Raw genomic sequence first — 21,600 nt, 5'->3', positions numbered from 1 at the left:
CGAATCGGTCGCGTGGGGTTGGCCGGGACGCGGCACGGGGCGCTCCGGCGCAGGTCGCAGTGGGTGTCGAACTGTTCGTGTTCGCCGGTGATTTCGCCGACGTCCAGGGTGAGGCGGTCGTACGCCCGGGCGTCAAGCGTTGTCCGGCGAGGCGGAACTCGATGTCGGAACGGCCGCTTCGGGCGGCTGGGCCCACCCGGGTGATCTGCCGATCCGGCCCTACGCGTCGGGGACGCCGCCGCGTCCCGTCGAAACGGCAAGGGGCGGCGTCCACGGTTCCGGTGTCGGCCCGGTGTCAGTCTTCGAATCGCTTCAGCAGCCAGGTGCACAGTTCCTCGGTCGGGAGGGTGTGCGGGGTCGTCGTGGACGAGCATTGGAACGCGTCCAGGCCGCTTTGGGAGGGGTCCAGGCCGTCGACCCTGGCGTACAGGTCTTCCTGGCGCTCGAAGTCCAGGATGTCGACCGCGCTGACCGACGGGACGAAGCACACCTTCGGGTGCCGCAGGTCCGCCTTGCCGCCCTTCTCGACGATCGAGTCGGCGAGGATCTGGTAGGTCGCGAGCGTACCGCCCGGAGCACCGTCCAACTCGGGGAAGCCGCTGGTCTTCACGGTCCGCTCCGTCGGTGGCACCAGTCGGTTCAGGTAGGCGACGGTCACGTCGTCGCCCTGTGCCTGGGTGTAGAAGGTGGTGCCGGGGTAGAGGACGTCGAGTTGCAGGGCCACCTCGCCGGGCCCGACGTCGGGCAGCCCGATGCCGTCGCCGCGGCCGTTGGAGACGGCCAGCTTGCGCGGGATCTGCGGCCACTGGCCGACCCGCTCCAACTCCTCCAGCAACGCCGTGCGCTCGGGGGCCACCCCGATCTCCTTGGCCACGTCGTCGTAGTGCCGCCACAACATCTGCCGCGCGGCCGGGCTGTTCATCTGCTGCTTGAAGGGGTTGGGCTTGAAGTTCACGGGCGGAAGCATGTACGCGAACGCCTGGACGCCGACGGGGATGCCCACGCCGCGGTGCGGAGTGTCGAACGAGAAGTAGACGCCCGTCTGGTGCTCGTCCTCGTGGAAGTCGGTTTCCATCCTTGCGAGGGTGTAGCGGGTGATCAATCCGCCCATGCTGAAGCCGCCGACGATCAGCCGTTCGGAGCCCTCGCGGAGCCGGATGGCCTTGCGGATGGTGGCCTCGGCCGCCTTCGCGTTCTCCAGGATGGACGCGGTGCGATCGTCGAAGCCGAGCAGGATCACGTCCCGGCCGCCGCTCCGGAGTTCGGAAAGGAGAGGGTAGGCCTCGCCGTCCAGGAACTGGTACAGATTCTCGAGGTTGCTCCTGCCGTGGTTGAAGCCGTCGGCGATGATGATCGGCCGGGTGAGGCGGTGGTCGTCGCCGGCGTGGAAGACCCAGGCGAAGCCCTTCTCGATGTCGTCCCACACCTCGTGCTCGGGGACGTCGATCGGATGAGTGGGCGCATCGAGCGGGTCACCGATGCTGATCGGACCGATCTCGGGCTCGGTGGTCTCGGACATGGTCGTACTCCTCGGGGGAGGGAGGGTGGGGAACGACCACATCATGGGGGAGAAAGTGTCGGTATCACCCGTTCAGCCTGCGAAGTTCATTACAAATGATGCAACGTTCCGTGAGAAGTGGTCCGCTCGGCGGCATCGGCGCCACCGGAGTCGGCGCCACGGTCGCCGCCCGCTCTCTCCGACTCGACCTGGCTGCGCGCCGCCTGCCGGGTACGCCGCACGGCGAGGTCGACAACGGACGCGTGGTGTCGATGTCGAGGGTCGTGCCGATCCGCTCTGCGGCAGCGTCCAGCACGGCCAGACGGTCGTGCGCCCGCTCCGGTTCCCGTCCCTGCCGGCGTTGTGACGTGCCGGCGTCCACCACCACGACGATGCCCACCACCCGCCCGCGGATGTCCAACCACCGATAGCGCGCCCAGAAATCGGGGGAACCCTCCAGGGCAGTCTCGCGCAGCCGTCCGTCCGCGAGAACCGAGGCGAGATGTCCGTCCGCCTCCCGGGCGAAAATCGTTCGCCCGACCGGCAGTCACACGAGATCAGTGGTGATCCCGCCCGATTGGTCATACCCGGTGGTACCTGGAGGCCGCCCCGAGCACGGGTGTCGGGGTCGGCGGGTCACGTGGTCCAGGTGAAGGTGAACCGGTTGCCGGCGGACGTCCCGTGGGTGAGTCCTTCGGGTAGTTGGCTCTTGTTCGGGTCGATGGCGACCGTGCCGGTGTTCTGGTCGTGGGTGAAGTACACCGATCCGGTGGCGATGTCCTGCGACGTGGACACGCGTCGGACGACGGCGTGTGTCGTCTGGACGGTCTGGGTGTCGAGGGCCCTGCACGGCGCCCCGGAGGTCAGGATCTGTTGGTCGTCGCCGACCTTGAGGACCAGGGCGTAGGTGTCTCCGTCGGACGCGTGGAGCGAGGCGCAGATCTGGCGGGGCCGGAGCGGCCCGCAGCCCTGGTCGCGTTCGAGTGCCACGGCCAGGATGTGGGAGGAGCCGGCCGCGGCCGTGACCCTCTTGCCCGCAGTGGCCGCCAGGATCCCCGACACCTGCCCGTGGTAGTCGCTTCCGGCGGCCAGGAGTGTGCCGTCGTCGGTCAGGGCCAGGCTCACGAGGCCGTAGGTGGATACGGCGGTGATGTTCCTGCCCTCGGCGGCCCGCAGGATCCCGGGCACCTGCTCGGAGCCTCCGGCGGCCAGCAATGTGCCGTCGTCGGTCGTCGCCAGGGCGACCTGCGCGGCGGACACGGCTGTCACCCTCCTTCCCTCGGCGGCCCGCGCGAGTTGTGCCAGGTGTGGGGGCGCGTCGGCGGAGATCAGCAGTGCGCCGTCGTCGGTCACGGCCAGCGCGAAGGTGCTGCCGGCGGACACGGCGGTGATCCTTCTGCCCTCGGCCGCCTTCAGGATCCCCGGTACCTCCAGGCGGTCGGCACCCCCGAAGGCCAGGAGCGTGCCGTCCTCGCCGACCGCCAGGGCGTAACTGCTGCCGCCGGCCACGGCCGTGATCTTCCTGCCCTCGGCCGCCGTCAGGATCTCCTTCTCGCCCCATCCGGCCGCAAGGAGCGCGCCGTCCTCGGTCACCGCCAACAGCAGGGCATCCCCGCGTTCGACGGCCTTGATTCTCCTGCCCTCGGCAGCCCGCAGGATCCCCGACACCTGCTCCCGATAGTCCTCGCCGACGGCCAGGAGCTGCCCGTCCTCGGTCACCGCCGCACTGACGGCGGAACCGGCGGCCACGGCCGTGATCCTCCTGCCCTCGGCGGCGCGCAGGATCCCCGACACCTGCTGCTCGTGGTCCTGTCCGGCGGCGACGAGGACACCGCCCGTCGCGGCCCGGGCACGTGGCGGCCCCGATCCGGCCGACGGCGGCGGCGTGGCGGATTGCGCGTCTTCACGGGTCACGGGCGCTCCCTGAACTCGACGGTCGGTGTCCCCTCGAACGCTAGGGCCGTCCTCGGCAGCACAGCACCGGAATCGACCCAATCACCGGAAACCGGCAACCGAATGGCCGAACAGCGACGTTCCACGTTCCGGACGAGACCTCCCCGGCGCAAGGGCCGTGCACCTGTTCCCGACGCACCTGAAGTCGTGGGGCAGGTGGTGATCATGCCGGCGGCTCGGCGCATTCCGGGCCTACTTCGGCGTGGCCGGATCGAGTCTTGCCCGCCGTCGGGTTCCGGCACAGTCAGGCGCCGGTGCGGAGCGGTGCCGTGCGCCGATCGCCGGCGAGCGGTGGACCGGTCAGGCCAGAGCCACGTCTTCAAGCACGTTCGTGGTCCATTGATGGGCGTAGGCGATGAACAGGAATCGTTCTCGGACCTGTCCATGGCGTCGAAATCGTCGTACGGGCACGCGACGGTTGTCGCGACGATGCGGCCATGCCGGTCAAGGCGGGGCGCTCGTCGGGAGACGGCGGGCGGGCGAGGGGAGGAGAGTCAGGTGCACAGGTGAGTCCTTCGATGTCGGGTCTGCTCGGCCGCCGGTTGCGTCAGGCTCGCTCCGTGCACGGCCGGGTGGCGGGCAGCGCGGTGACGAACGTATGGACGAGCTCGGCGGGGGTGCTGAACACCACGCGTTGGGCGAGGACACGTAGACGTTTTGCCGACGTCGACTACACCCCGACCGCCGTTTACACGTGGGTGGCCAGGATGTGGTGGGGTCCGCCGGACCCGGTGAGCCGTGCCCGCCCGTTGCCGGCCGAGGTTTTCGTAGGCGACTTCGAGGCTCGCTGCGTCGACTGAAAGGGTGTCGTGCGGGCTGCCGGCTTTGGGTGATGTGAGTGGGGCGAACCTGCGGATGTCCTTCCGGGTACGCCCCACCCACAACGTCACAGTCTCCGGTGAACACCGATGACGACCGCGGGGGCGAGGCCGGGCCGGGTGCCGACTGCGTCCCACCCCAACTGGGCGCTTACCGACCGACGCCGACCGAAAACCACGGAAAATTGACCGGATCAATGATGGGGAAACGCTTAGCGCTCGTGGTGAATGGATGGGATCACCCGAAGGACGTGTCTGTTCCTGCCCATGGAATGTCGAATCCGCGAGGTCCCGATCGCGTCGTCGGTACTGGACTACGAGGTCGTCACCGACCCGACGCCGCTGCTCGCCCGGCCCGGGACGCCGGCTGTGGGAACGGTGCGGGTGGTCGTGTCGAACCCGCATCCGCGGGCGGGAACGGTGAAGTGGTTCACCATCGAGGTCAAGGTGCCCGTCGGCACCGGCGCGAGTGACGTGACGTCCGGCCCCACCGAGGTCCGGCCGGCGATCACGGAGAACTCCGGCGGCCGACGTGTAAACCTCACCGCCGCCGCCGACGTCAACGGACTGGTCGCCTATCGTGCGCAGGTGAACCACGAACTCTGGGCGGCCAGGTCCGAGGCGACCGAACTGACCGCCGGGCCGGCACACGTACCAGACCTCACCGCGATCACCGCCGATCTGTGAGACGTCACCACGACGACCACCGGCCAGGTCAGCGCCACCGGGCAACTCCTCGCCGAGGTCGTCACCAACGAGTTCTCCACCGGCCAGGCACGCGTCATCGGACAACTCACCGCCGAACGTGTCCACATCAAGGGAGAGTTCAGAACCGACGCCGGCCGATCGGACCCGACCGCCATCCGGTACATTGCCGGACGGAAGACGCACCCCGGAGCGCGGTTCGGCGGCTGAGCGCGCTGTCCAGCGACGCCGGTTTTGTTCGGCTCGCCCGGGCGTTGTTGTCGAGGGTCGCCCTGCGGCCGGAACTCCACGGGATACACGGCTCGTTCCCGGATGTCCGGGCCGGGTCGGGCTGGATCGCGCCACATCCATGGCGGATCGGCCAACCTTGATGCCCGTCACCGGGAGGAGGCGGGTCCGTTGCCTGTCGTGATCCGGGTATGCCGACGTCCCCGGAGAGGATCACGAACATGACGACTCCGGTCACCGCCGACGTGAAGGTCGCGGAGAAGTCCGCGTGGGTGAGCAGCGGATCCTCGAGCCAGACGCATACCGGGTTCGTCACCCTGCGGAACTCCTCGGAAACCCCCGTGCGCTCGCCTTGAAGCATTGGGCCGCGCTGGACGGTCTGGCCGACGCCCTCGTCGTGCGCTCACACGGACGTTCGGGGATGAGGTGACGTGGTGCGATTCGCCGGCTGCACCGCGGCTCGCATCGGGGAGGTGTCGGGTGTGCGCATCAAGGACATCGACACGACCACGTGGATGTGGGACCCGTGCCGCCAGACCACCACCTCGCCCGGTGGGCTGGTGGACAAGGGCACGAAGGGCAAGCGCCGAAGATGGGTGCCAATCATTCCGCAGGTGCGTCCCCTTGTGCTCCACCGGATCGCGCTCGCCGGGCCGGACCCCGACCCGATGACGCGGTTGTTCACCGGGCCGCGTGGAGGGCGGATCACGACGGCGATCCTGCGTGATGCCACGCACTGGGACGAGGTAGTCGCTGCGCAGGGCTACGAGTTCCTGCTCCGGCACGGATTGCGGCACACGGGGCTGACATGGATGGCCGACGCCGGGGTTCCGGTGCACGTGCTGAGAAAGACCGCCGGGCACGGATCGCTGTCGACGACGCAGCGATATCTACACCCGGAACTCCGGTTGGTGACCAGTGCATCCGAGGCGCTTCAGGTGCATTTGAACCCGGGCTGGTCCCCAAATGGTCCCCAAGAGGTTTCCGGGGCCTCTTCCAACCGGTAAGTGGTCTAAACCTGCAAGAGGCGCTGACCTGGGCTTTTGCCCCTGTCAGCGCCTCTTGAACACCGTCGGGACGACAGGATTTGAACCTGCGACCCCTTGACCCCCAGTCAAGTGCGCTACCAAGCTGCGCCACGTCCCGGTGTTCGGTTGGCCGAACACGGAAACCATATCGCACTTGGGGGGGTGGTCCGCCACGTGGTTGTTCGGTGGTGTCGGGGGTGGGCAAGGGGTGTGGGTCCGGGAAGATCTTCGGGTGGCTTATCCGGTGAATGTCGATGTCGTGCCCCTCGAGACCTATCCCGATCTGGATGAACTCCAGCGGCTCGGGGTCGGGGCGTTGCTGAGTGACGGGCTCGATGCCGTGGAGGGGTTCGAGGAGGCGGACGGGGTCGGGGTGGATCTGGTGGACCATCGGGTCACGCCTCGGTCGGATGGGGCCGGGGTGTTGTTGTCGGTGGACGCGCCGACACTGGAGGCGGCCGAGCGGACGGCTCGGCAGATCGTGCTCGCGGTGTTGGAGGCCAGCGTGTTGCTCGCGGATTGGCGGGTGGTGCGAAGCGAGGTGCAGCTGCACGACGAGCTCGTGTACGAGAGTTTGCTGGCCGCCGAGGGGCCGGACGCGCCCGCGGAGGATCCGACCATGCGGGCGCGGCGGCCGATGCCGGAGGAGCGGCTGCGGATCGAGCGGCAGGCCGCGGGGGTGCGGGCGTTCGGGCTCGACGCGTTCGGGTGTGAGCCCGACACCGCGCAGCCCGACGTGCCGGAGGAGAAGGCCCGACTCGCGGCGGGCGCCGTCGCCGCCTCCGTCGGGGTGCTGATCGACCTCCTGTTCACCGACCTCGTCAATCTGCGCGAGGAGGACGGCGCCTCGTTCTTCGTCCTCGACGCGTTGCCGCTGACCGAGGAGGGGTTCGTCCGCCGCTTCGTGGTCGCCGCGGTCACCGTCACCGGGCGGCTCGCCGGCACCGAGTGGGCGCCGCCCGGCTGCTTCGCCGAGGAGATGGCGCTGCGGCTGCTGGTGGATCAGGCGGCGTCGCTGCTGGAGCGGCACGGGCTGTACGACGACGACGTCGAGGCCGCCTTCGTGACCTTCAGCGACGCGGCATCCGACGACCCCGAGACCGTCGAGCCGCGCCTGTCGGACCCCGGCCCGGAGGAGTGGTTCGACCCCATCGTGCCCGGGCGGGCCGTCCACGGATATCTGAGAGCGAACCGACATGAGTGGTGAGCCCGACCCCGGGGCACGACGCGCGGGCCGAGGCGGCGGCGACGTCCTCGGCCCCGCCGCCGTGGACCGCGCCGTGTGGACCCGCGTACACGGTGTCCAGGACGCGCCCCTGGACCTGATGACCGCCCGCTTCCGACGGCACCGCTACGCCCCGCACGCGCACGAGGAGTACGCGATCGGCGTCTGCGTCGAGGGCATCGAGCAGATCAACTACCGAGGCGCCGTACACCGCTCCGGCCCCGGCGCGGTGGTCGTCGCCGAGCCGGGCGAGACGCACACCGGCGGGCCGGGCATCCCCGAGGGGTACGCCTACCGGGTCTTCTACCCCTCCACCACCCTGGTCGGCGAGGACCTGCCCGGCCCCGCGCCGCACTTCCCGTCGCTGATCGTCGCCGACCCGGCGCTCGCCGCCGAGATGGTCGCCGTACACGTGCACCTGACCACCGGCGGTGACGCCTTCGAGGGCGAGTCCCGGCTCGTGGAGGTGCTGCGCGCCCTCGTCGGCCGACACGCGGTCCGCGAGCAGGCGCGCCGCCGGACCTCGCCCGACGCCGCCCGGGTGGCCCGCGCCGTCCGGGAACGGCTGGCCGACCAGCTCGTCGAGCCGCCGTCGCTGAGCGAGCTGGCGGCCGGGATCGGCCTGTCCCGCTACCAGACCCTGCGCGCCTTCCGCGACGTGGCGGGCCTGCCCCCGTACGCCTGGCTCGCCCAGCACCGTGTCGCCCGCGCCCAGGAGCTCCTGGCCCGCGGGATGACGCCCGCCGGAGCCGCCCTGGCCGTCGGCTTCGCGGACCAGGCGCATCTGGGCCGGTGGTTTCGCCGCGTACTCGGCGTCACGCCCGCCGGCTACCGCAGCAGCGTGCTGCGCGACAGCGTGCTGCGCAACAACGTTCTAGACCGATCGGCCCCGCGTGGTTGATCATCCTCTTCGATCCAGAGATTGAGGGGACACGGCCGTGAGTCGTCGTGGGGCGTTGTTGTTCGCGTGCATGTGCGTGATCTGGGGGATCCCGTACCTGCTGATCAAGGTCGCGGTGGACGAGGTGTCGCCGGGCGTGCTGGTGTTCGCGCGTACCGGGCTCGGCGCCCTGCTGCTGCTGCCGTTCGCGCTGCGCGGCGGGGGGATGCGCGGGCTGACCCCGTACAAGTGGCCGCTGCTCGTCTTCGCGGTGACCGAGTTCGTCGGGCCGTGGTGGATGCTCTCGGACGCCGAGCGGCGGCTGTCCAGCTCGACCACCGGGCTGTTGATCGCGTCCGTGCCGATCTTCGGGGCGGTACTGGTCTACCTGACCGGCGGCACCGAGCGGATGGGGCCGGTGCGGTGGGCCGGGCTCGCGATCGGGTTCGGCGGGGTCGCGGTACTGGCCGGGCCGACGCTGGGCGGCGGCGACCCCTGGGCGGCGGTCGAGGTATTGGCCACGGCCCTGTGCTACGCGGGCGCGGCGCTGGTGGCCGAGCGTCGGCTCAAGGACGTGCCGAGTCTGCCGATGACCGTGGTCTGCCTCGGCTTCACCGCGCTGGTGTACACACCGCTCGCCGCCGTGCAGTGGCCCGCGCACGTGCCGGGCGGCAAGGCGCTCGGCGCGATCGGCGTCCTGGCCCTGGTGTGCACGGCGATCGCGATGGTGATCTTCTTCGAGCTGGTCCGCGAGGTCGGCGCGGCCCGCGCCACGGTCATCACGTACGTCAACCCGGCGGTCGCGGTGGCGGCCGGCGTGCTGATCCTGGACGAGACGTTCACCCTCGCGATCGGCGCGTCGTTCGTCCTGATCCTGGGCGGAGCGGTACTGGCCACCCGCAAGAACGCCGCGCCCGTTGCCGGAGAGATCGAGGCGACCGAGGCGAGTGCCGCGACCGACGACCTGCCCGGGGCGATGGACGCCTCGACGCAGAGCGGCTGACCCCCGGTCGGTGGAAGGCGCCCGCCTCCGTCCCCGGAAGGACTCGCCCCCGTCCCCGGAAGCACTCGCCCCGGCACAACCCATCGGTAACAAACGCCCGTTCCCCTCGGACACCGCCCGCCCCCGCGTGGCATCGTGGCGGGATGACGAGCCATGGGGGAATCGATCCGCACCGAGGCGGCACCGGCCGAAGGCACCGCTCACGCCGGCCCACCGAAGCCGAACTGCGCGCCGTGATCGAGCCGTTGGCCGAGATCGAACGGCTGCCCACCTCGGCCGGTGAGCGGGAGGCCGCACACCGGATAGCCGACCTGCTGCGCACACTGGGCGCGACCGACGCCGCGGTCGAGGAGGAGCCGGCGTACACGTCCTACGCGCGCCCGATCGGCACCCTCACCGCCCTGGCCACCGCCGCCGGCCTGCTCGCCGGCCGCTCCCGCCTCGCCGCGACGGCGGTCGCGGCCGCCGCCGCACTGGGCATCGCCGACGACATCTCCTACCGCCGCCAATACGCCCGCAGAGCCCTCGGCGGTCGCCGGCGCAGCGCCCACAACGTGGTCGCCTCCGTCGGCGACCCGGACGCGCCACGCACCCTCGTGGTGACCGCGCACCACGACGCGGCGCCCACCGGCGCGGTGTTCGACGAACGAGCCGCACGCTGGTTCGCCACCCGTTACCCGCACCTGCTCGACCGGGTGAGCGAGAATCCGCCGCTGTGGTGGCCGGTCGTCGCCGGCCCGGCCCTGATCGCGCTCGGCACGGCCACCGGCGCCAAGAGCCTGCGTCGCGCTGGCATCGGCCTCGCCGCCCTGTCCACCGCCGCGTTCACCCAGATCGGCCGCAGCCGCGCGGTCCCCGGCGCCAACGACAACCTGTCCGGGGTGGCCGTACTGGTCGCCCTCGCCCGCACACTGCGCGACGAACCCATCGACGGCGTCAGGGTGTTGCTCGTCTCCGCCGGCGCCGAGGAGGCCCTGCAGGAGGGCATCCGCGGCTTCGCACGCCGACACTTCCCCGACCTGGACCGCGAACGCACCTGGTTCCTGAACATCGACACCGTCGGCTCCGGAAACCTCGTACTCCTCGAAGCCGAGGGCCCGTTGCGCATGGAGCCCTACGACGTCCCGTTCAACAACCTGCTCTCCGAGTGTGCCACCCGCAACGACATCAAGGTCCTGACCGGCCTGCGCTCGCGCAGCTCCACCGACGGCGTGGTGCCCAACCGGCACGGTTACCCCACAGCGACGCTGGTTTCCATCGACGACCAGAAGCTGATCCCGCACTACCACTTGCACACCGACCTGCCCGAACACCTCGACTACGACTGCGTTGCCGACGCCTGCGCCCTGGCCGAAGCCGCCGCCCGGGCGCTGGCGCCGGAGCAACCCGAGTAGCCCGACTAGCCCGAGCAACCCGAGCAACCCGAGCAACCCGAGCAACCCGAGTAGCCCGAGCCACGCCCACACCCGACCCACACCCGCACACGCCTTGCGCCCGCACACGCCTCGCGCCCGATGCCGAAACCACCGACACCGGGCGCGAGTCGACGCACCATCACCCCGAACTTCCGGCTACGAACGCTCGAACAACTCCTCCCACAGCCGCTCCAGCCGGTCCAGGAAGTCGTTGCCCGTACTCGGATGCACGCGCAGCACCTGCGGATCGTGATCGCTCGCCTGGTCCGCGAACGCCGCGTTCACGTGCACGATGTCGTACTCGAACCGGCTGAGCCGAGGGCTGGTCAAAATGTGGTCGAGCATCTGGCTGTTGCCGTTGAACACATACCCCCACCGCTCGTTCGCCGGCAGCGTGTCGACCATCGTGCGCAGCGCCCCGCCGTCCGTGAGCGTCTTCAGCGTCGGGGAGAACGCGAAGTCGTTCAGGTCGCCCAGGAGCACCAGGTTCGCCCGCGGATCGGAGCGGAACAGTTCGTCCACGAAACCGCGCAGCACCTTCGCCTGCGCCACCCGCTGCACCTCGGAACCGCGCGTCGGCGGCTGGAATCGGCTGTCCAGCGCCTGGTCGCCGCCCTTGGAGGCGAAGTGGTTCGCGATCACGAACACGGTCTTGCCGCGGAAGCGGAACTCGCCCGCGAGCGGCTTGCGGCTGTTGTCCCACGCCGCGTCCGTCGGCGCCACCCGGCCCGGAGACTGGGTCAGTTGGGTACGTCCGAGCCAGTCCTTGCGCACACCCACCGCGCTGGTCGAGCCGCCGCCGGGACGGTCCACGAACTCCACGCGCGTAGCGTCGAACAGGAACGCGGTGCGGATGTTCCCGCCCGGCTGGCCGCCGTCCTTGCCGTCGACCGGCTCGATCGAACGCCACGAATAGGCGGGCCCGCCCGCGGCCTTGATCGCCGCGACCAACTGGTCCAGGGTCTGATTCGCGGCCACCACACCGTCGTTGGTGGGTCCGCTGTTGTCCTGGATCTCCTCCAGGGCCACCACGTCGGGCGTCGAGAGGTTGGTGACGATGCCCTTCGCGAGGCGGTCGAACTTGGCCTGCGGGTCCTTGGGGGAGAGGTTCTCCACGTTGTAGGTGGCGACCGCGAGTTCGGAGTTCTTCTGATCCCGCGTGGTCTCCGGCGTCAACGTTCCCTTGGTCACCTTGCCCAGGGTCGTCGCGGCCAGCGTGTACCCGCCGAACTGGTCGTAGGTGAACGGGCCCGTGGTCTCACCGGTGAGCGTGTCGCCGACGTTCGCCTGCGGGAACGGCTCCTGGGAGAACGGGATCAGCGAGGAGACCTTGATCCGACCGCTGTTCTGCGCGTCGTAACCGGCGTACAGCGTGCCGCCCTGCGCGGTCGGGTTCTGTGTCGGCTCGACGGTGACCCACAACTCGCCGTGCGTGTTGCTCGGGCCGACCACACGCGAGTCGGCTACGCGCGTCAATTGGCCTTCGAGCGATTCGTACAGGTCCAGCGCGTACTTCGTCGGCTCGAGCGGCAGTGCCTCGATCGACGGCGCCCCGACGGGCACGTACGCATCCGGTACGGAGGCCGCGTCCAGCAGCACGGGGGCGGGCAGCGCCTGACCCGACGCGTCGATCACCCAGGTGGCGTCGGCGAGTTGGGTCAACGACTGGCCGCCGATGTCCGCGCCGCCCGGGTAGAACTCGTCGACCCGACCGGTCACCTTCACCGCGTCGCCGACCGCGACCTTCGGCGTCACCGAACCGGTGAACACGAACAGCCCCTCGGACGTGCGCGGATCGTCGTCCGCCAGGGTGTCCTGGAACCAAAAGCCGCGCGCGGAACCGAAACCGCGAACACCGGTGACCACGCCGGGCACGCTCGTCACCCGCGCGCCCTTCTTCGGCGACACCCGCGTGGTGCCCTGGATGTCGTGGATCCGCGCACTGGTCGGCTCCGGCTCGCCGCCGCCCGGGTCGGTCGGACCCTGCCCGTGCGCGTTGAGCGGCGTCGGCGCGCCCGCCGCGAAGTCGGCGCCGTTGTCGTCGGTGTCCGCGAGCGCCGAAGTGCGGGCCACCGACGTCGAGTTCGTGGCGGCGGCCGCGGGGGCGCCCTCGCGGACCACCGCGTCGCCGTAGCCGACCACGTCCACGACCCGCCCGTCCGCGAGACAGTCCGCGGCGGTCAGGCAGGTGAGTGCGGTGGTGCCGCGGACCAGGGCGACGGTGCCGGCGGTCCCGGACATGTTGATCGAGCCCGCCGCGTCCGGGGCGGGCAGCGCGACGGTGCCGCCGGCGCCCTTGGCCTCCCCGATCAGGTACCGGCCGCCCGGGGCCACCGAGCCGGTCAGCGCGGTGACCTGCCAGGCCGAGGTCGGCTTGGGCGCGGCCGGGAGGTACTGCACGCTCCAACCGTCGACCGCGACCGCGGCCGAACCCTTGTTGGCCAACTCGACGAAGTCGTTGGTCAGGGTCGCGCCGGTATTGCCGCCGCCGCCGTAGACCTCGGCGAGCAATACGTCCACGGCCGGCGCCGCGACGGCCGGAGCGGGCGCGACGACGAGCGCGGTGCCGGCGAGGGCGCCGGCCACGGTCGTGGCCACGACACCGATCCGGCGCCGCGACCCCGACGCGGATCGTCGTCGAGACGATTGCTGACGGAATGTCACCCAGAGCCTCCGAAGTGGGAAAGGGACAGGTTCGGGACATTCTCCGGACTCCGGGTGAACGGCGTCCATCGTTTGGGCGGCCCGAAGGGGGCCAAGGTTCACCCGGCGTCCGAATCTTTTCCGCCCGACCCCTCCGGGCCCGTCGGCCTTCGCGCAACGACGCACCACGCACGACCACGCACCAAGCACAACGACGCACCACGCACGACCACGCGCCAAGCACCACGCCACGCACCACACAGCGCAGCACGCGCAGCGCGTAGCAGCAGCCGGCACACATCGACATCCGCGCGACGCCCGTGCGCCGCTTCGGAGATGGAGGCGGGATTCGAACCCGCGTACACGGTTTTGCAAACCGCTGCCTTGCCTCTCGGCCACTCCATCGGGACTACGAGGTGGAGACGGGACTCGAACCCGCGTGAACGGCTTTGCAGGCCGCTGCCTAACCTCTCGGCCACTCCACCGGGCCTTTGTTCTCTCAGCCTTTGTTGCTCCCCAACTCCGTTGTCACCTGGCACCGTTGCCCCCGGACGGGCGATCCGCCGGCCCCGCACACCGGATCGCCCGGACCCTCCGGGGCTGCGCCGCCGGCCCCCTCCGTCCGGCGACGCATCCTCGAACCGGTCCCGCACCTCGGGATCCCCGTCACGCACGCGTCCCGACGTGCGCGGCTCCCACAGGACCGGCGCCGACCCGACCGAAGCCGGCTCGGCGAACTCCACGAACTCCGTGAATCCCACGAACTTCGCGAACTCGACGAACTCCACGAACTCCGCGAGTTCGACGCACCATTCGACGCCCCGCCCGACTCAACCCAACGCGGCCCGATCCTGCGCCGACGCCCACTGCGCGGCGGTCGGCGACGCCGGCGACTCGGGGAATCGCCGCCGCCGGCTCTCCGCCAGCACCGCGAGATCCGTGGTCTCCCGAAATTCCGGCCGGCTGTACAGGTCACGCGCGTATCCCCACAGGTGGGGGTAGTCCACCAGCGTGCGTCCGTCCTCGGCGATCGCCGCCCGATAGGTCTCGGTGAAGCGCACCAGCTTCACCCAGAACCGGACATCCGAAATGGTCAGCCGATCCCCGAACAGGTAGCGCTTGTCGGCCAGATGCGCGTCCGAGCGCTCCATGGTATGGATCGTCTCGCCCTCCTCCGACGTCCACAGGCCGCCTTTGCGCGCGGCGGTGGCGAAGTCGGTGTCGGTGATGTCGATCGCCTCGCGCAGATCCTCCGGATACAGGTCCGCGGCCTGCTCGCCGACCAACTCCGGAAAGGCGACGGCGAGATCGTTCGGGATCGAGTCGTAGGCATTGGACACGATCCGCCGCGTCCCGCCATCCCACAACGTCGGGACCGAGATGTGCCCCGCGTACCCGGGCACCGTCGCCTCGTACGCCTCCCGCAGCAGGGTGAACCCGTTCACCGGATCCGGGCCGAACCGCTCCCGGAACGCCCAGCCCCGGGCGTCGCGTTCCTCGTCCACGTACGACGCGCCGACGATCCCGGTGAGACCGCGCGCATGTCGGACGATCGCGACGATGTGCGCCCATGGGCAACCATGCGCCAGGTACACGTGATATCGCCCGGCCTCCGCCGGGAATTCGGCGTCACCGATCGCACCGGCGAACGGATACTCCGGGTTCGTCACGCCGTACGGTCCGTAGCGGTCGACGTCGACGGGACTCGCATAACCGAGTTGTGTGGTCACTGACTTGCTCCTGTCACCAGTTCCAACCGATCGCCGCTCGACGCACCGGTCCGCCTCCCGATCCGGGCCCCCGCCCGGTCGGCGGCACCGTCGACCGCCCGCTCCGCCGTCGGATCGACGGCCCGTACATGATCCAGTACGTTCCGGGCCAAGGCGTCGTTGACCCGAAACGACGGTGCGTCGAAGCGCGGCCGGGAAAACCCCGCGCTCCCGGCACCGCCCGCCACGCCGTGCCCGACCGCGAACCGGTCCGGATGTACCGCGCCCCGCGCGTCGACCAACCTGCGGTCGCCGGCCCGAGTCGCCAGTCGCCCGCTCGGATCCGCCGCCGCGTCGCCGCGCGCGGCCAACCGGCGCAGCAGCGCGTCCCGGGTGCGGGCGAGCGAGGGCTCGGGCAGCCGGGCCTCCACCAGCGCCCGGGTCCGTATCCGCGCCGTCGGCACGGTCGGACTCGACGCCCACCACCCGCCCGCCTCCGCGTCGGCGGTGATCGTCACATCCTCGCCCAGGAAACGCACCACGCCGGCCCGGGCCAGCGCCAACATCTCCTCCAGCCGCGGCCCCGGCGGACCACTGGCCAGATAGCTGAAGAAGCCGAGCAGTCTGGGAAGTTGCGCCAACGGCCGCGCACCGCCCTCGCCCCCGTCCTGGAGTCGCAGCAGTACCCCGTACACGCTCAACAACGCGTGTATCACCGCCAGATCCTGGCTGTACCCGGGATCGTGCCGTCGGGCCAGATCGCCCTCGATGTGCGCGAACATCCAGTCCTGCAACGCGCCTTCGTCGGCGAACCGACGTCCCTGTACCGGCCGATCCACCCGCTCGGGGTCGAACCGGTCGGCCGGATCCGGCACCGCCCGGGCGACCACCTCGTCGGGATCCTCGGCCGCCTCGAACTCCGCGTCGAACTCGGCCCAGTCCATCGTGGTGCGCTCGCGGTGCGCGGTGAACAGCCGGTGGTAGTGCGCGCCGGCCAACTCCCGGAGGATCAACGGCCACAGGTCCGTCGCCTCCCGCGCCGCCGCCACGGTGAAGTGCCGGGGGAGCGGCGGCCGTTCGCCCGACCAGGCATAGCCGGTCTTGGACCGGTACGGCACCCCGCGCCGCGACGCCGCCAGCAACAGCGGCTCACGCCCCGACGGCCGGTAGTGCAACACACCCTCCGCGTCGCGCTCGAACGTACCGCCGCGTCCGTGGCTGAGCCGCACCATCAGATCGACGAACGCCAACCCGATCCCGCGCACCAGCACCGGCTCGCCGGGGCGCAGCGCGTCCAGGTCGAGGTCGGCGGTGTAGCCCGTCGGGATGTAGGCCAGCCCGTGCCGGCGGGCGAACCTGATGTGCTCACGTTCGCCCGGCGAGGGTTCGACGTCCAGATGACCCTGGGCCATGATCACCGCGTCCACCTGGAGCGGTGGCCTGCGCCCGGCCAGGTGCACCCGCTGGCGACGCGGTCCGTCGGTGACGTCCACCACCACCGTCTGGTGCACCACCACCCGTACGTTCGCCGGCGCCCCCGCCACCGATGCCCGAAAGAACCAGGCCAGGTAGGCGCTCAGCAACGGCCGGGACGGAAACGATGTCGACGTGCAGTCGGCCAACTCAGCGGCAAACGGCGCCAGTTCGTCGGAACCGCGATCCTCGCCCAACTCCTGGGCGCGGTCCGCGGCCCACTCGGCCAGCGAGGGTCCCGGCCGGATCGGCCCCTCGATCGTGGATGCCTCGTCGGTGAACAGGGTGATGTCGGCGGCCAACGAATTCGCCCACAGCAGCGGCGACTGGGCCCGCCGCCACACCCGACCCGCACCCGGGGGGTAGGGGTCGACGACGTGTATGTGCAGCGGGCGGTCGCCGAGGAGTTCGGGCACGTTGGCCAACAGGCGTTCGAGCACGGACGCGCCGCCCGGACCGGCGCCGACGATGCAGACGGCGACGGGGCGGAGGCGTCCGGACGGATGGTCGGGCATGGCTCTCCCCTCGTGGGGCACAGCAGGAGTACACGAACCGGCGCGCCGGCGTCCGCACGAAGGCGACGCCACGCGGCAGCGGTTCGATCGGGTGGGAATCCGGCGGGAATCGGGTGAGAGGGGCCTTGCGCCACAGCACCGGGTGCGCAACCCGGGCGGGAGCTCAGGAGTCCTCGGGGCGGCACCGCGAACGGCGGCGCACGGTCATACCGAGGAGCGCGGCGGCGAGGTCAGCCGCGCGGACGACACAGCCCGCCGGCCACACGACACAGGTCGATGGGGCGGCACGACACGAGGAAGAGGTCGGGGCTCACGACGTCGACGCTACGGAGCCGCCCGACGAGTTGTCAACGTCGAACGGCCTCGAACGGCTGCGCGCCGCGCCCTCGACGATCACCAAATGCCTTGGGAACGCCAGAAGTTCGAGCGCCTGGAACACGTAGTCGTAGACACGGAACACGGTCAGCGTCGCCAACTTCGCGGCGCACCCGAACGTGTGCCCCGACCCGTCCCTGTCCACGGAGCGAACCCTTCGCGTACGGCGACCCCCGGCGCGGCCACGCTCCAGGAGACCACGAACCGCTTGGTTCCCCTTCGGATCGGGTGGGTCCGCAGCGCGGCGGGCGTCCGGCCCGCGGTGACGAACGCCCGATGCCGACCACCCCGGCCGGCTTCGGACAATTGACCGAGCACCGCCCGGCGGGTTAGGTTCCGGACCATCTCGCCGTGGCATTCCGCCACGGCCCAGCGAGGGGATCCCGGTGGCGCACCACGCGCGACGCAGCGACGGGGCGGTCAGGTCCGCCGCCGGTTGGCTGCTGTCCGCCCGCCTCCACATCGACCTCGGGCGCGTCACCAGCGCCGCCTGTTGTCGCTGACCGCAGCAGGGATGCGCGCACGCGGCCGAGGCCGCGCGGCCGGCGCCCGATCGTCCCGGATCGGCGCACCCGATCGACTCGTCGCACACCACCGTCGCCACACCCGACCCGCCGTCGAGGCACACGGGTAGACCCGCCACGGCCCACTCAGGCGGCCGTTCGGCGGCGGACACCCCGATGTCGGACGGATCACGGCACACGAGTCGCCACCCGGGTACGGACGGCCACCCACGGCCCGCCCGCCCGCCGCGCACCCCTCGCTCCGCCCCCGGCACCCGCCCCGCCCCCGGCACCCGCCCCGCCCCGGCGCCGCGCGCCGGTGCCCCCGGCCCCGCGCCCCACGACCAAGCGCCCCATCCGCACCCCACCCCCGCCCCAGAACCACCCGAACCGAGGTAATCCCATGGCAACCGTCCTGACCGTATGGGGCAGCCCCTCCGCGACCTCCCGCACCGGCGCCGTCGCCCGCCACGTCGCCGCCCGGCTGGCCGCCGACGGGCACGACGTGTCCACCCTCGCCGTGCGCGACCTGCCCGCCCAGGCCCTCCTGTACGCCGACTTCGCCGACCCCGACCTGCGCGCGGCCTTCGCCCAGGTAGCCGCCGCCGACGCCCTCGTCATCGCCAGCCCCGTCTACAAGGCCGCCTACAGCGGCGTCCTCAAGACGTTCCTCGACGTGCTCCCCCAATTCGCCCTGCGCGGCAAGGAGATCCTTCCGGTCCTCACCGGCGGCACCCCCGCACACGTCCTGGCCCTCGACTACGCGCTGCGCCCGGTGCTGACCTCGCTCGGCGCCGACCACGTCGCGCAGGGCTGGTTCGTCCACGAGCGTTTCGTCACCGCCGCCGGCGGGATCGAAGCCGAGGGCGTGGCGCCGCTGGAGGAACTCGCCGACGCGTTCTCGGCCCGGCTGCGCCGCCCCGCCGCCGTCGCCTGATCCGCGCCGCTCGGCGCCCCGCCCCGCCGACCGGCCCGGTCCGATCCGCCCCTCACCCCAGGGAGTTCGCATGACCACCGGCCACCCCCACCTCGGCGTCGCCCTCGACGGCGCGGGCCGTCATCCCGCCGCGTGGCGCTCGCCGCACGCGCGCCCGGCCGACCTGTTCGACCCGAACTATTGGGTCGCGCTCGCCCGCACCGCCGAACGCGGCCTGCTCGACTTCATCCGCCTCGACGACTCGCTCGGCCCACCGTCCGGGCGCCTTCCCGGCCGGCTCGACGCGGTCTCGGTGGCCGCCCGCGTGGCGCCGACGACCGCGTCGATCGGCCTGATCCCGGCCGCCACCACCACCCACACCGAGCCGTTCCACGTCTCCACCGCGATCGCCACCCTCGACCACGTCAGCCGGGGCCGGTCCGGCTGGTGGCCCAAGGCCTCACGCACCGCCGCCGAGGCCCGCCACTTCGGCCGCAAAACCGTCGCCTCCGACGGCGAACTCGTCGACGAACAAGGCGAGTTCACCGACGTCGTCGGCCGGCTGTGGGACAGCTGGGAAGACGACGCGATCATCCGCGACGTGGCCACCAGCCGTTTCCTGGACCGGGAGAAGTTGCACTACGTCGACTTCGAGGGCACCTACTTCGACGTCCGCGGCCCTTCCATCACCCCCCGCCCGCCCCAGGGCCGGCCGGTGATCGGGATCACCGTCGACGGCCCGGACACGCTGGAGATCGCGGCCCGGTTCGCCGACGTGCTGTTCGTCGACGTCTCCGGCCCGGACGAGGCCAGACGGCTGCGCGAACGCGCCCACGCGATCGCCGAGGGCAACGACCGCGACCCCGCCGAACTGCGCGTACTCGCCGACATCACCGTGCACCTGGCCGAAAGCGAACCCCAGGCGCGCCGGCAACGCGCGCTGCTGGACGCGCGCTCCGACGTCCCCGTGCCCGACGGACTCGCCTTCGTCGGCACCGCCGCCGTCCTCGCCGACCGCATCGCCGCCTGGTACACGGGCAACGCCGTCGACGGCTTCACCCTCGTCCCCGGCGTGTTGCCGTACGACCTGGACCGCATCGTCGAGGACCTGGTCCCGATCCTGCGTGCGCACGGCCTCGCCCGCACCGCCTACACCGCCGACACCCTGCGCGGCCACCTGGACCTGCCGCGCCCGGCCAACCGCTACGCCCACACCTGAGGAGGGTACGCATGCCCCACTCCCAGCACTCCCGCCGCCGCACGCGCATCCACCTCGCCGCGCACTTCCCGGGCGTGAACAGCACCACCGTCTGGAGCGACCCGCACTCGGGCAGCCAGATCGACTTCGACTCGTTCGAACACCTCGCCCGCACCGCCGAACGCGGCCGGTTCGACTTCTTCTTCCTCGCCGAAGGCCAGCGGCTGCGCGAACACCAGGGCCGCATCCTCGAACTCGACGTCGCCGGACGCCCCGACGCGCTCACCGTACTGGCGGGCCTGGCCGCGGTCACCGACCGGATCGGCCTGGCCGCCACCGCCACCGCCACCTACAACGAGCCGTACGAGCTGGCCCGCAGGATCGCCTCGCTCGACCACCTCAGTGCCGGCCGCGCCGCCTGGAACGTGGTCACCTCGCCCGACGCCTGGACGGGGGAGAACTTCCGCCGCGGCGGCTTCCTGCCCCGCGAGGAACGCTACGAACGCGCCGCCGAGTTCGTCGAGGCCACCCGCACCCTGTGGGACAGCTGGGCCCCCGACGCACACCTCGCCGACCGCGACACGGGCACGTTCGCCACCCCCGACGCGGGCCGATTCGCGCACCACGGACGGCACTTCGCCATCGAGGGCCGATTCACCGTGCCACGCGGCCCGCAGGGCAGGCCGGTGCTGATCCAGGCCGGCGACTCCGAGGACGGCCGCGAGTTCGGCGCCGCGTACGCCGACGTGATCTTCTCCCGGCACGGCCACTACGACGCGGGACGCGCCTTCTACGCCGACATGAAGGGCCGCGCCGCCCGACACGGGCGCGGCCCCGACGAGATCAGGATCCTGCCCGCGGTGACCGCCGTCGTCGGCGCCACCCCCGAGGAGGCGCGGGAAAAGGCCGCCTGGATCCGCCGGCAACAGGTCAGCCCGCGCAACGCGATCCACAGCGCCGAACAGGTGTGGGGCCGCGACCTGTCCGACCTGGACCCCGACGGCCCGCTCCCGGACTTCGACCCCGTCGCCGACGCCGCCTCGATCAGCCGCGGCCGGGTCCGCTCCGGCACCGACCCGCTGGAGACCGCCCGCGCCTGGCGCGAACTCGCGGCGGCCAAGGGCGGCTTGAGCCTGCGCGAGGTGGTGATCGAGGTGGCCGCGCACCAGACGTTCATCGGCACCGCCGAACACATCGCGGACCGGATGGAGGTACACGTGCGCGACGGCGCGAGTGACGGTTTCATCCTCGTACCGCACCTGACCCCGACCGGCCTCGACGACTTCGTCGACCAGGTGGTGCCCATTCTCCAAGAGCGCGGCGTCTTCCGCGCCGAATACGAGGGCACCACCCTGCGCGAACACCTGAACCTGCCCGCCCCCGGCCCGGCGACCGGCACCCACCGCCACGACGACGTGGCGGGGGGGGGCCCCGCCCCCAACCCCGGGCCCCCCCCCCCCCCCCCCGCGCCCGCCCCGCGGGGAGGGCGGGCGGGGCGCCCCGCGCCCCCCGGGC

The 21,600-nt window shown here is 71.4% G+C and carries 17 protein-coding genes and 3 tRNA genes; 11 read left to right on the top strand and 9 right to left on the bottom strand.

The genetic code is table 11. The annotated features are described in order from the left end of the window. Positions 1-295 precede the first annotated feature (295 nt). Together ACFRCG_RS07300 and ACFRCG_RS07295 are read right to left on the bottom strand one after the other, a co-directional pair. Positions 296-1,519, bottom strand: a complete 1,224-nt coding sequence (locus tag ACFRCG_RS07300) for an esterase/lipase family protein (RefSeq protein WP_380029707.1) — start codon at positions 1,517-1,519, stop codon at positions 296-298. A gap of 615 nt (positions 1,520-2,134) precedes the next feature. Then, on the bottom strand, positions 2,135-3,412 hold the full coding sequence (locus ACFRCG_RS07295) for a hypothetical protein (protein WP_380029705.1): 1,278 nt from the start codon (positions 3,410-3,412) through the stop codon (positions 2,135-2,137). A gap of 545 nt (positions 3,413-3,957) precedes the next feature. Here ACFRCG_RS07295 and ACFRCG_RS07290 point away from each other — a divergent pair. The 4 genes from ACFRCG_RS07290 to ACFRCG_RS07275 all read left to right on the top strand — a co-directional run bounded on the left by ACFRCG_RS07290 (position 3,958) and on the right by ACFRCG_RS07275 (position 6,209). Then, positions 3,958-4,251: a hypothetical protein gene (locus tag ACFRCG_RS07290; protein WP_380029703.1), complete on the top strand. Its 294-nt coding sequence runs from the start codon at positions 3,958-3,960 to the stop codon at positions 4,249-4,251. Between the two features lie 285 nt (positions 4,252-4,536). Beyond that, complete coding sequence (locus ACFRCG_RS07285) at positions 4,537-4,956, top strand: hypothetical protein (RefSeq protein ID WP_380029701.1); 420 nt, start codon at positions 4,537-4,539, stop codon at positions 4,954-4,956. 467 nt (positions 4,957-5,423) lie between these two features. Next, positions 5,424-5,558 (top strand): hypothetical protein, encoded by a 135-nt coding sequence (locus ACFRCG_RS07280; RefSeq protein ID WP_380029699.1) that lies wholly within the window; start codon positions 5,424-5,426, stop codon positions 5,556-5,558. Between the two features lie 126 nt (positions 5,559-5,684). After that, positions 5,685-6,209: a tyrosine-type recombinase/integrase gene (locus ACFRCG_RS07275; RefSeq protein ID WP_380029697.1), complete on the top strand. Its 525-nt coding sequence runs from the start codon at positions 5,685-5,687 to the stop codon at positions 6,207-6,209. A gap of 65 nt (positions 6,210-6,274) precedes the next feature. Here ACFRCG_RS07275 and ACFRCG_RS07270 read toward each other — a convergent pair. Continuing rightward, a tRNA-Pro gene (locus tag ACFRCG_RS07270) sits at positions 6,275-6,348 on the bottom strand. Positions 6,349-6,489: 141 nt separating this feature from the next. Here ACFRCG_RS07270 and ACFRCG_RS07265 point away from each other — a divergent pair. From ACFRCG_RS07265 to ACFRCG_RS07250, 4 genes are all read left to right on the top strand, one after another. Next, positions 6,490-7,437: a hypothetical protein gene (locus ACFRCG_RS07265; protein ID WP_380029695.1), complete on the top strand. Its 948-nt coding sequence runs from the start codon at positions 6,490-6,492 to the stop codon at positions 7,435-7,437. A gap of 118 nt (positions 7,438-7,555) precedes the next feature. Beyond that, positions 7,556-8,356 (top strand): helix-turn-helix domain-containing protein, encoded by an 801-nt coding sequence (locus ACFRCG_RS07260; protein ID WP_380029919.1) that lies wholly within the window; start codon positions 7,556-7,558, stop codon positions 8,354-8,356. Between the two features lie 37 nt (positions 8,357-8,393). Further along, on the top strand, positions 8,394-9,338 hold the full coding sequence (locus ACFRCG_RS07255) for a DMT family transporter (protein WP_380029693.1): 945 nt from the start codon (positions 8,394-8,396) through the stop codon (positions 9,336-9,338). A 143-nt stretch (positions 9,339-9,481) separates the two neighbouring features. Continuing rightward, positions 9,482-10,732, top strand: coding sequence for a M28 family peptidase (locus ACFRCG_RS07250; RefSeq protein ID WP_380029691.1), 1,251 nt, complete (start codon positions 9,482-9,484; stop codon positions 10,730-10,732). Positions 10,733-10,909: 177 nt separating this feature from the next. On the opposite strand, the gene ACFRCG_RS07245 is transcribed toward ACFRCG_RS07250, so the two are convergent. From ACFRCG_RS07245 to ACFRCG_RS07220, 6 genes are all read right to left on the bottom strand, one after another. Further along, positions 10,910-13,351 carry an endonuclease/exonuclease/phosphatase family protein gene (locus ACFRCG_RS07245; protein ID WP_380029689.1) on the bottom strand — a complete coding sequence of 814 codons (2,442 nt, stop codon included), beginning with the start codon at positions 13,349-13,351 and terminating at the stop codon, positions 10,910-10,912. Between the two features lie 379 nt (positions 13,352-13,730). Then, positions 13,731-13,801 (bottom strand) — tRNA-Cys (locus ACFRCG_RS07240). 9 nt (positions 13,802-13,810) lie between these two features. Beyond that, positions 13,811-13,881 (bottom strand) — tRNA-Cys (locus ACFRCG_RS07235). A 345-nt stretch (positions 13,882-14,226) separates the two neighbouring features. Then, positions 14,227-15,126: a glutathione S-transferase C-terminal domain-containing protein gene (locus ACFRCG_RS07230; protein ID WP_380029687.1), complete on the bottom strand. Its 900-nt coding sequence runs from the start codon at positions 15,124-15,126 to the stop codon at positions 14,227-14,229. Next, on the bottom strand, positions 15,123-17,093 hold the full coding sequence (locus ACFRCG_RS07225; RefSeq protein WP_380029685.1) for an FAD/NAD(P)-binding protein: 1,971 nt from the start codon (positions 17,091-17,093) through the stop codon (positions 15,123-15,125). Before ACFRCG_RS07225 ends, ACFRCG_RS07230 begins: the two co-directional genes overlap by 4 nt. A 310-nt stretch (positions 17,094-17,403) precedes the next feature. Then, positions 17,404-17,613, bottom strand: a complete 210-nt coding sequence (locus ACFRCG_RS07220; protein WP_380029683.1) for a hypothetical protein — start codon at positions 17,611-17,613, stop codon at positions 17,404-17,406. A gap of 761 nt (positions 17,614-18,374) precedes the next feature. On the opposite strand from ACFRCG_RS07220, the gene ssuE reads away from it, so the two are divergent. From ssuE to ACFRCG_RS07205, 3 genes are all read left to right on the top strand, one after another. After that, positions 18,375-18,908, top strand: coding sequence for an NADPH-dependent FMN reductase (gene ssuE, locus ACFRCG_RS07215; RefSeq protein WP_380029681.1), 534 nt, complete (start codon positions 18,375-18,377; stop codon positions 18,906-18,908). Positions 18,909-18,978: 70 nt separating this feature from the next. Further along, complete coding sequence (locus ACFRCG_RS07210) at positions 18,979-20,106, top strand: LLM class flavin-dependent oxidoreductase (RefSeq protein WP_380029679.1); 1,128 nt, start codon at positions 18,979-18,981, stop codon at positions 20,104-20,106. 11 nt (positions 20,107-20,117) lie between these two features. Beyond that, a partial coding sequence (locus ACFRCG_RS07205) for an NtaA/DmoA family FMN-dependent monooxygenase (protein ID WP_380029677.1) occupies positions 20,118-21,600 on the top strand: 1,483 nt, incomplete at its 3' end.

Source organism: Embleya sp. NPDC056575, from assembly GCF_042793325.1.
GTDB lineage: Bacteria > Actinomycetota > Actinomycetes > Streptomycetales > Streptomycetaceae > Embleya.
Note: the sequence above shows the minus strand (reverse complement) of the source record. Positions and strands in the feature narration are given on the sequence as shown.

Excerpts from the sequence above, each read along its gene's own strand:
- ACFRCG_RS07300 (WP_380029707.1), bottom strand. The coding sequence starts at position 1,519 with ATGTCCGAGACCACCGAGCCCGAGATCGGTCCGATCAGCATCGGTGAC.
- ACFRCG_RS07225 (WP_380029685.1), bottom strand. The coding sequence starts at position 17,093 with ATGCCCGACCATCCGTCCGGACGCCTCCGCCCCGTCGCCGTCTGCATC.
- ACFRCG_RS07260 (WP_380029919.1), top strand. The coding sequence starts at position 7,556 with ATGACCGCCCGCTTCCGACGGCACCGCTACGCCCCGCACGCGCACGAG.
- ACFRCG_RS07285 (WP_380029701.1), top strand. The coding sequence starts at position 4,537 with ATGGAATGTCGAATCCGCGAGGTCCCGATCGCGTCGTCGGTACTGGAC.
- ACFRCG_RS07250 (WP_380029691.1), top strand. The coding sequence starts at position 9,482 with ATGACGAGCCATGGGGGAATCGATCCGCACCGAGGCGGCACCGGCCGA.
- ssuE (WP_380029681.1), top strand. The coding sequence starts at position 18,375 with ATGGCAACCGTCCTGACCGTATGGGGCAGCCCCTCCGCGACCTCCCGC.
- ACFRCG_RS07210 (WP_380029679.1), top strand. The coding sequence starts at position 18,979 with ATGACCACCGGCCACCCCCACCTCGGCGTCGCCCTCGACGGCGCGGGC.
- ACFRCG_RS07280 (WP_380029699.1), top strand. The coding sequence starts at position 5,424 with ATGACGACTCCGGTCACCGCCGACGTGAAGGTCGCGGAGAAGTCCGCG.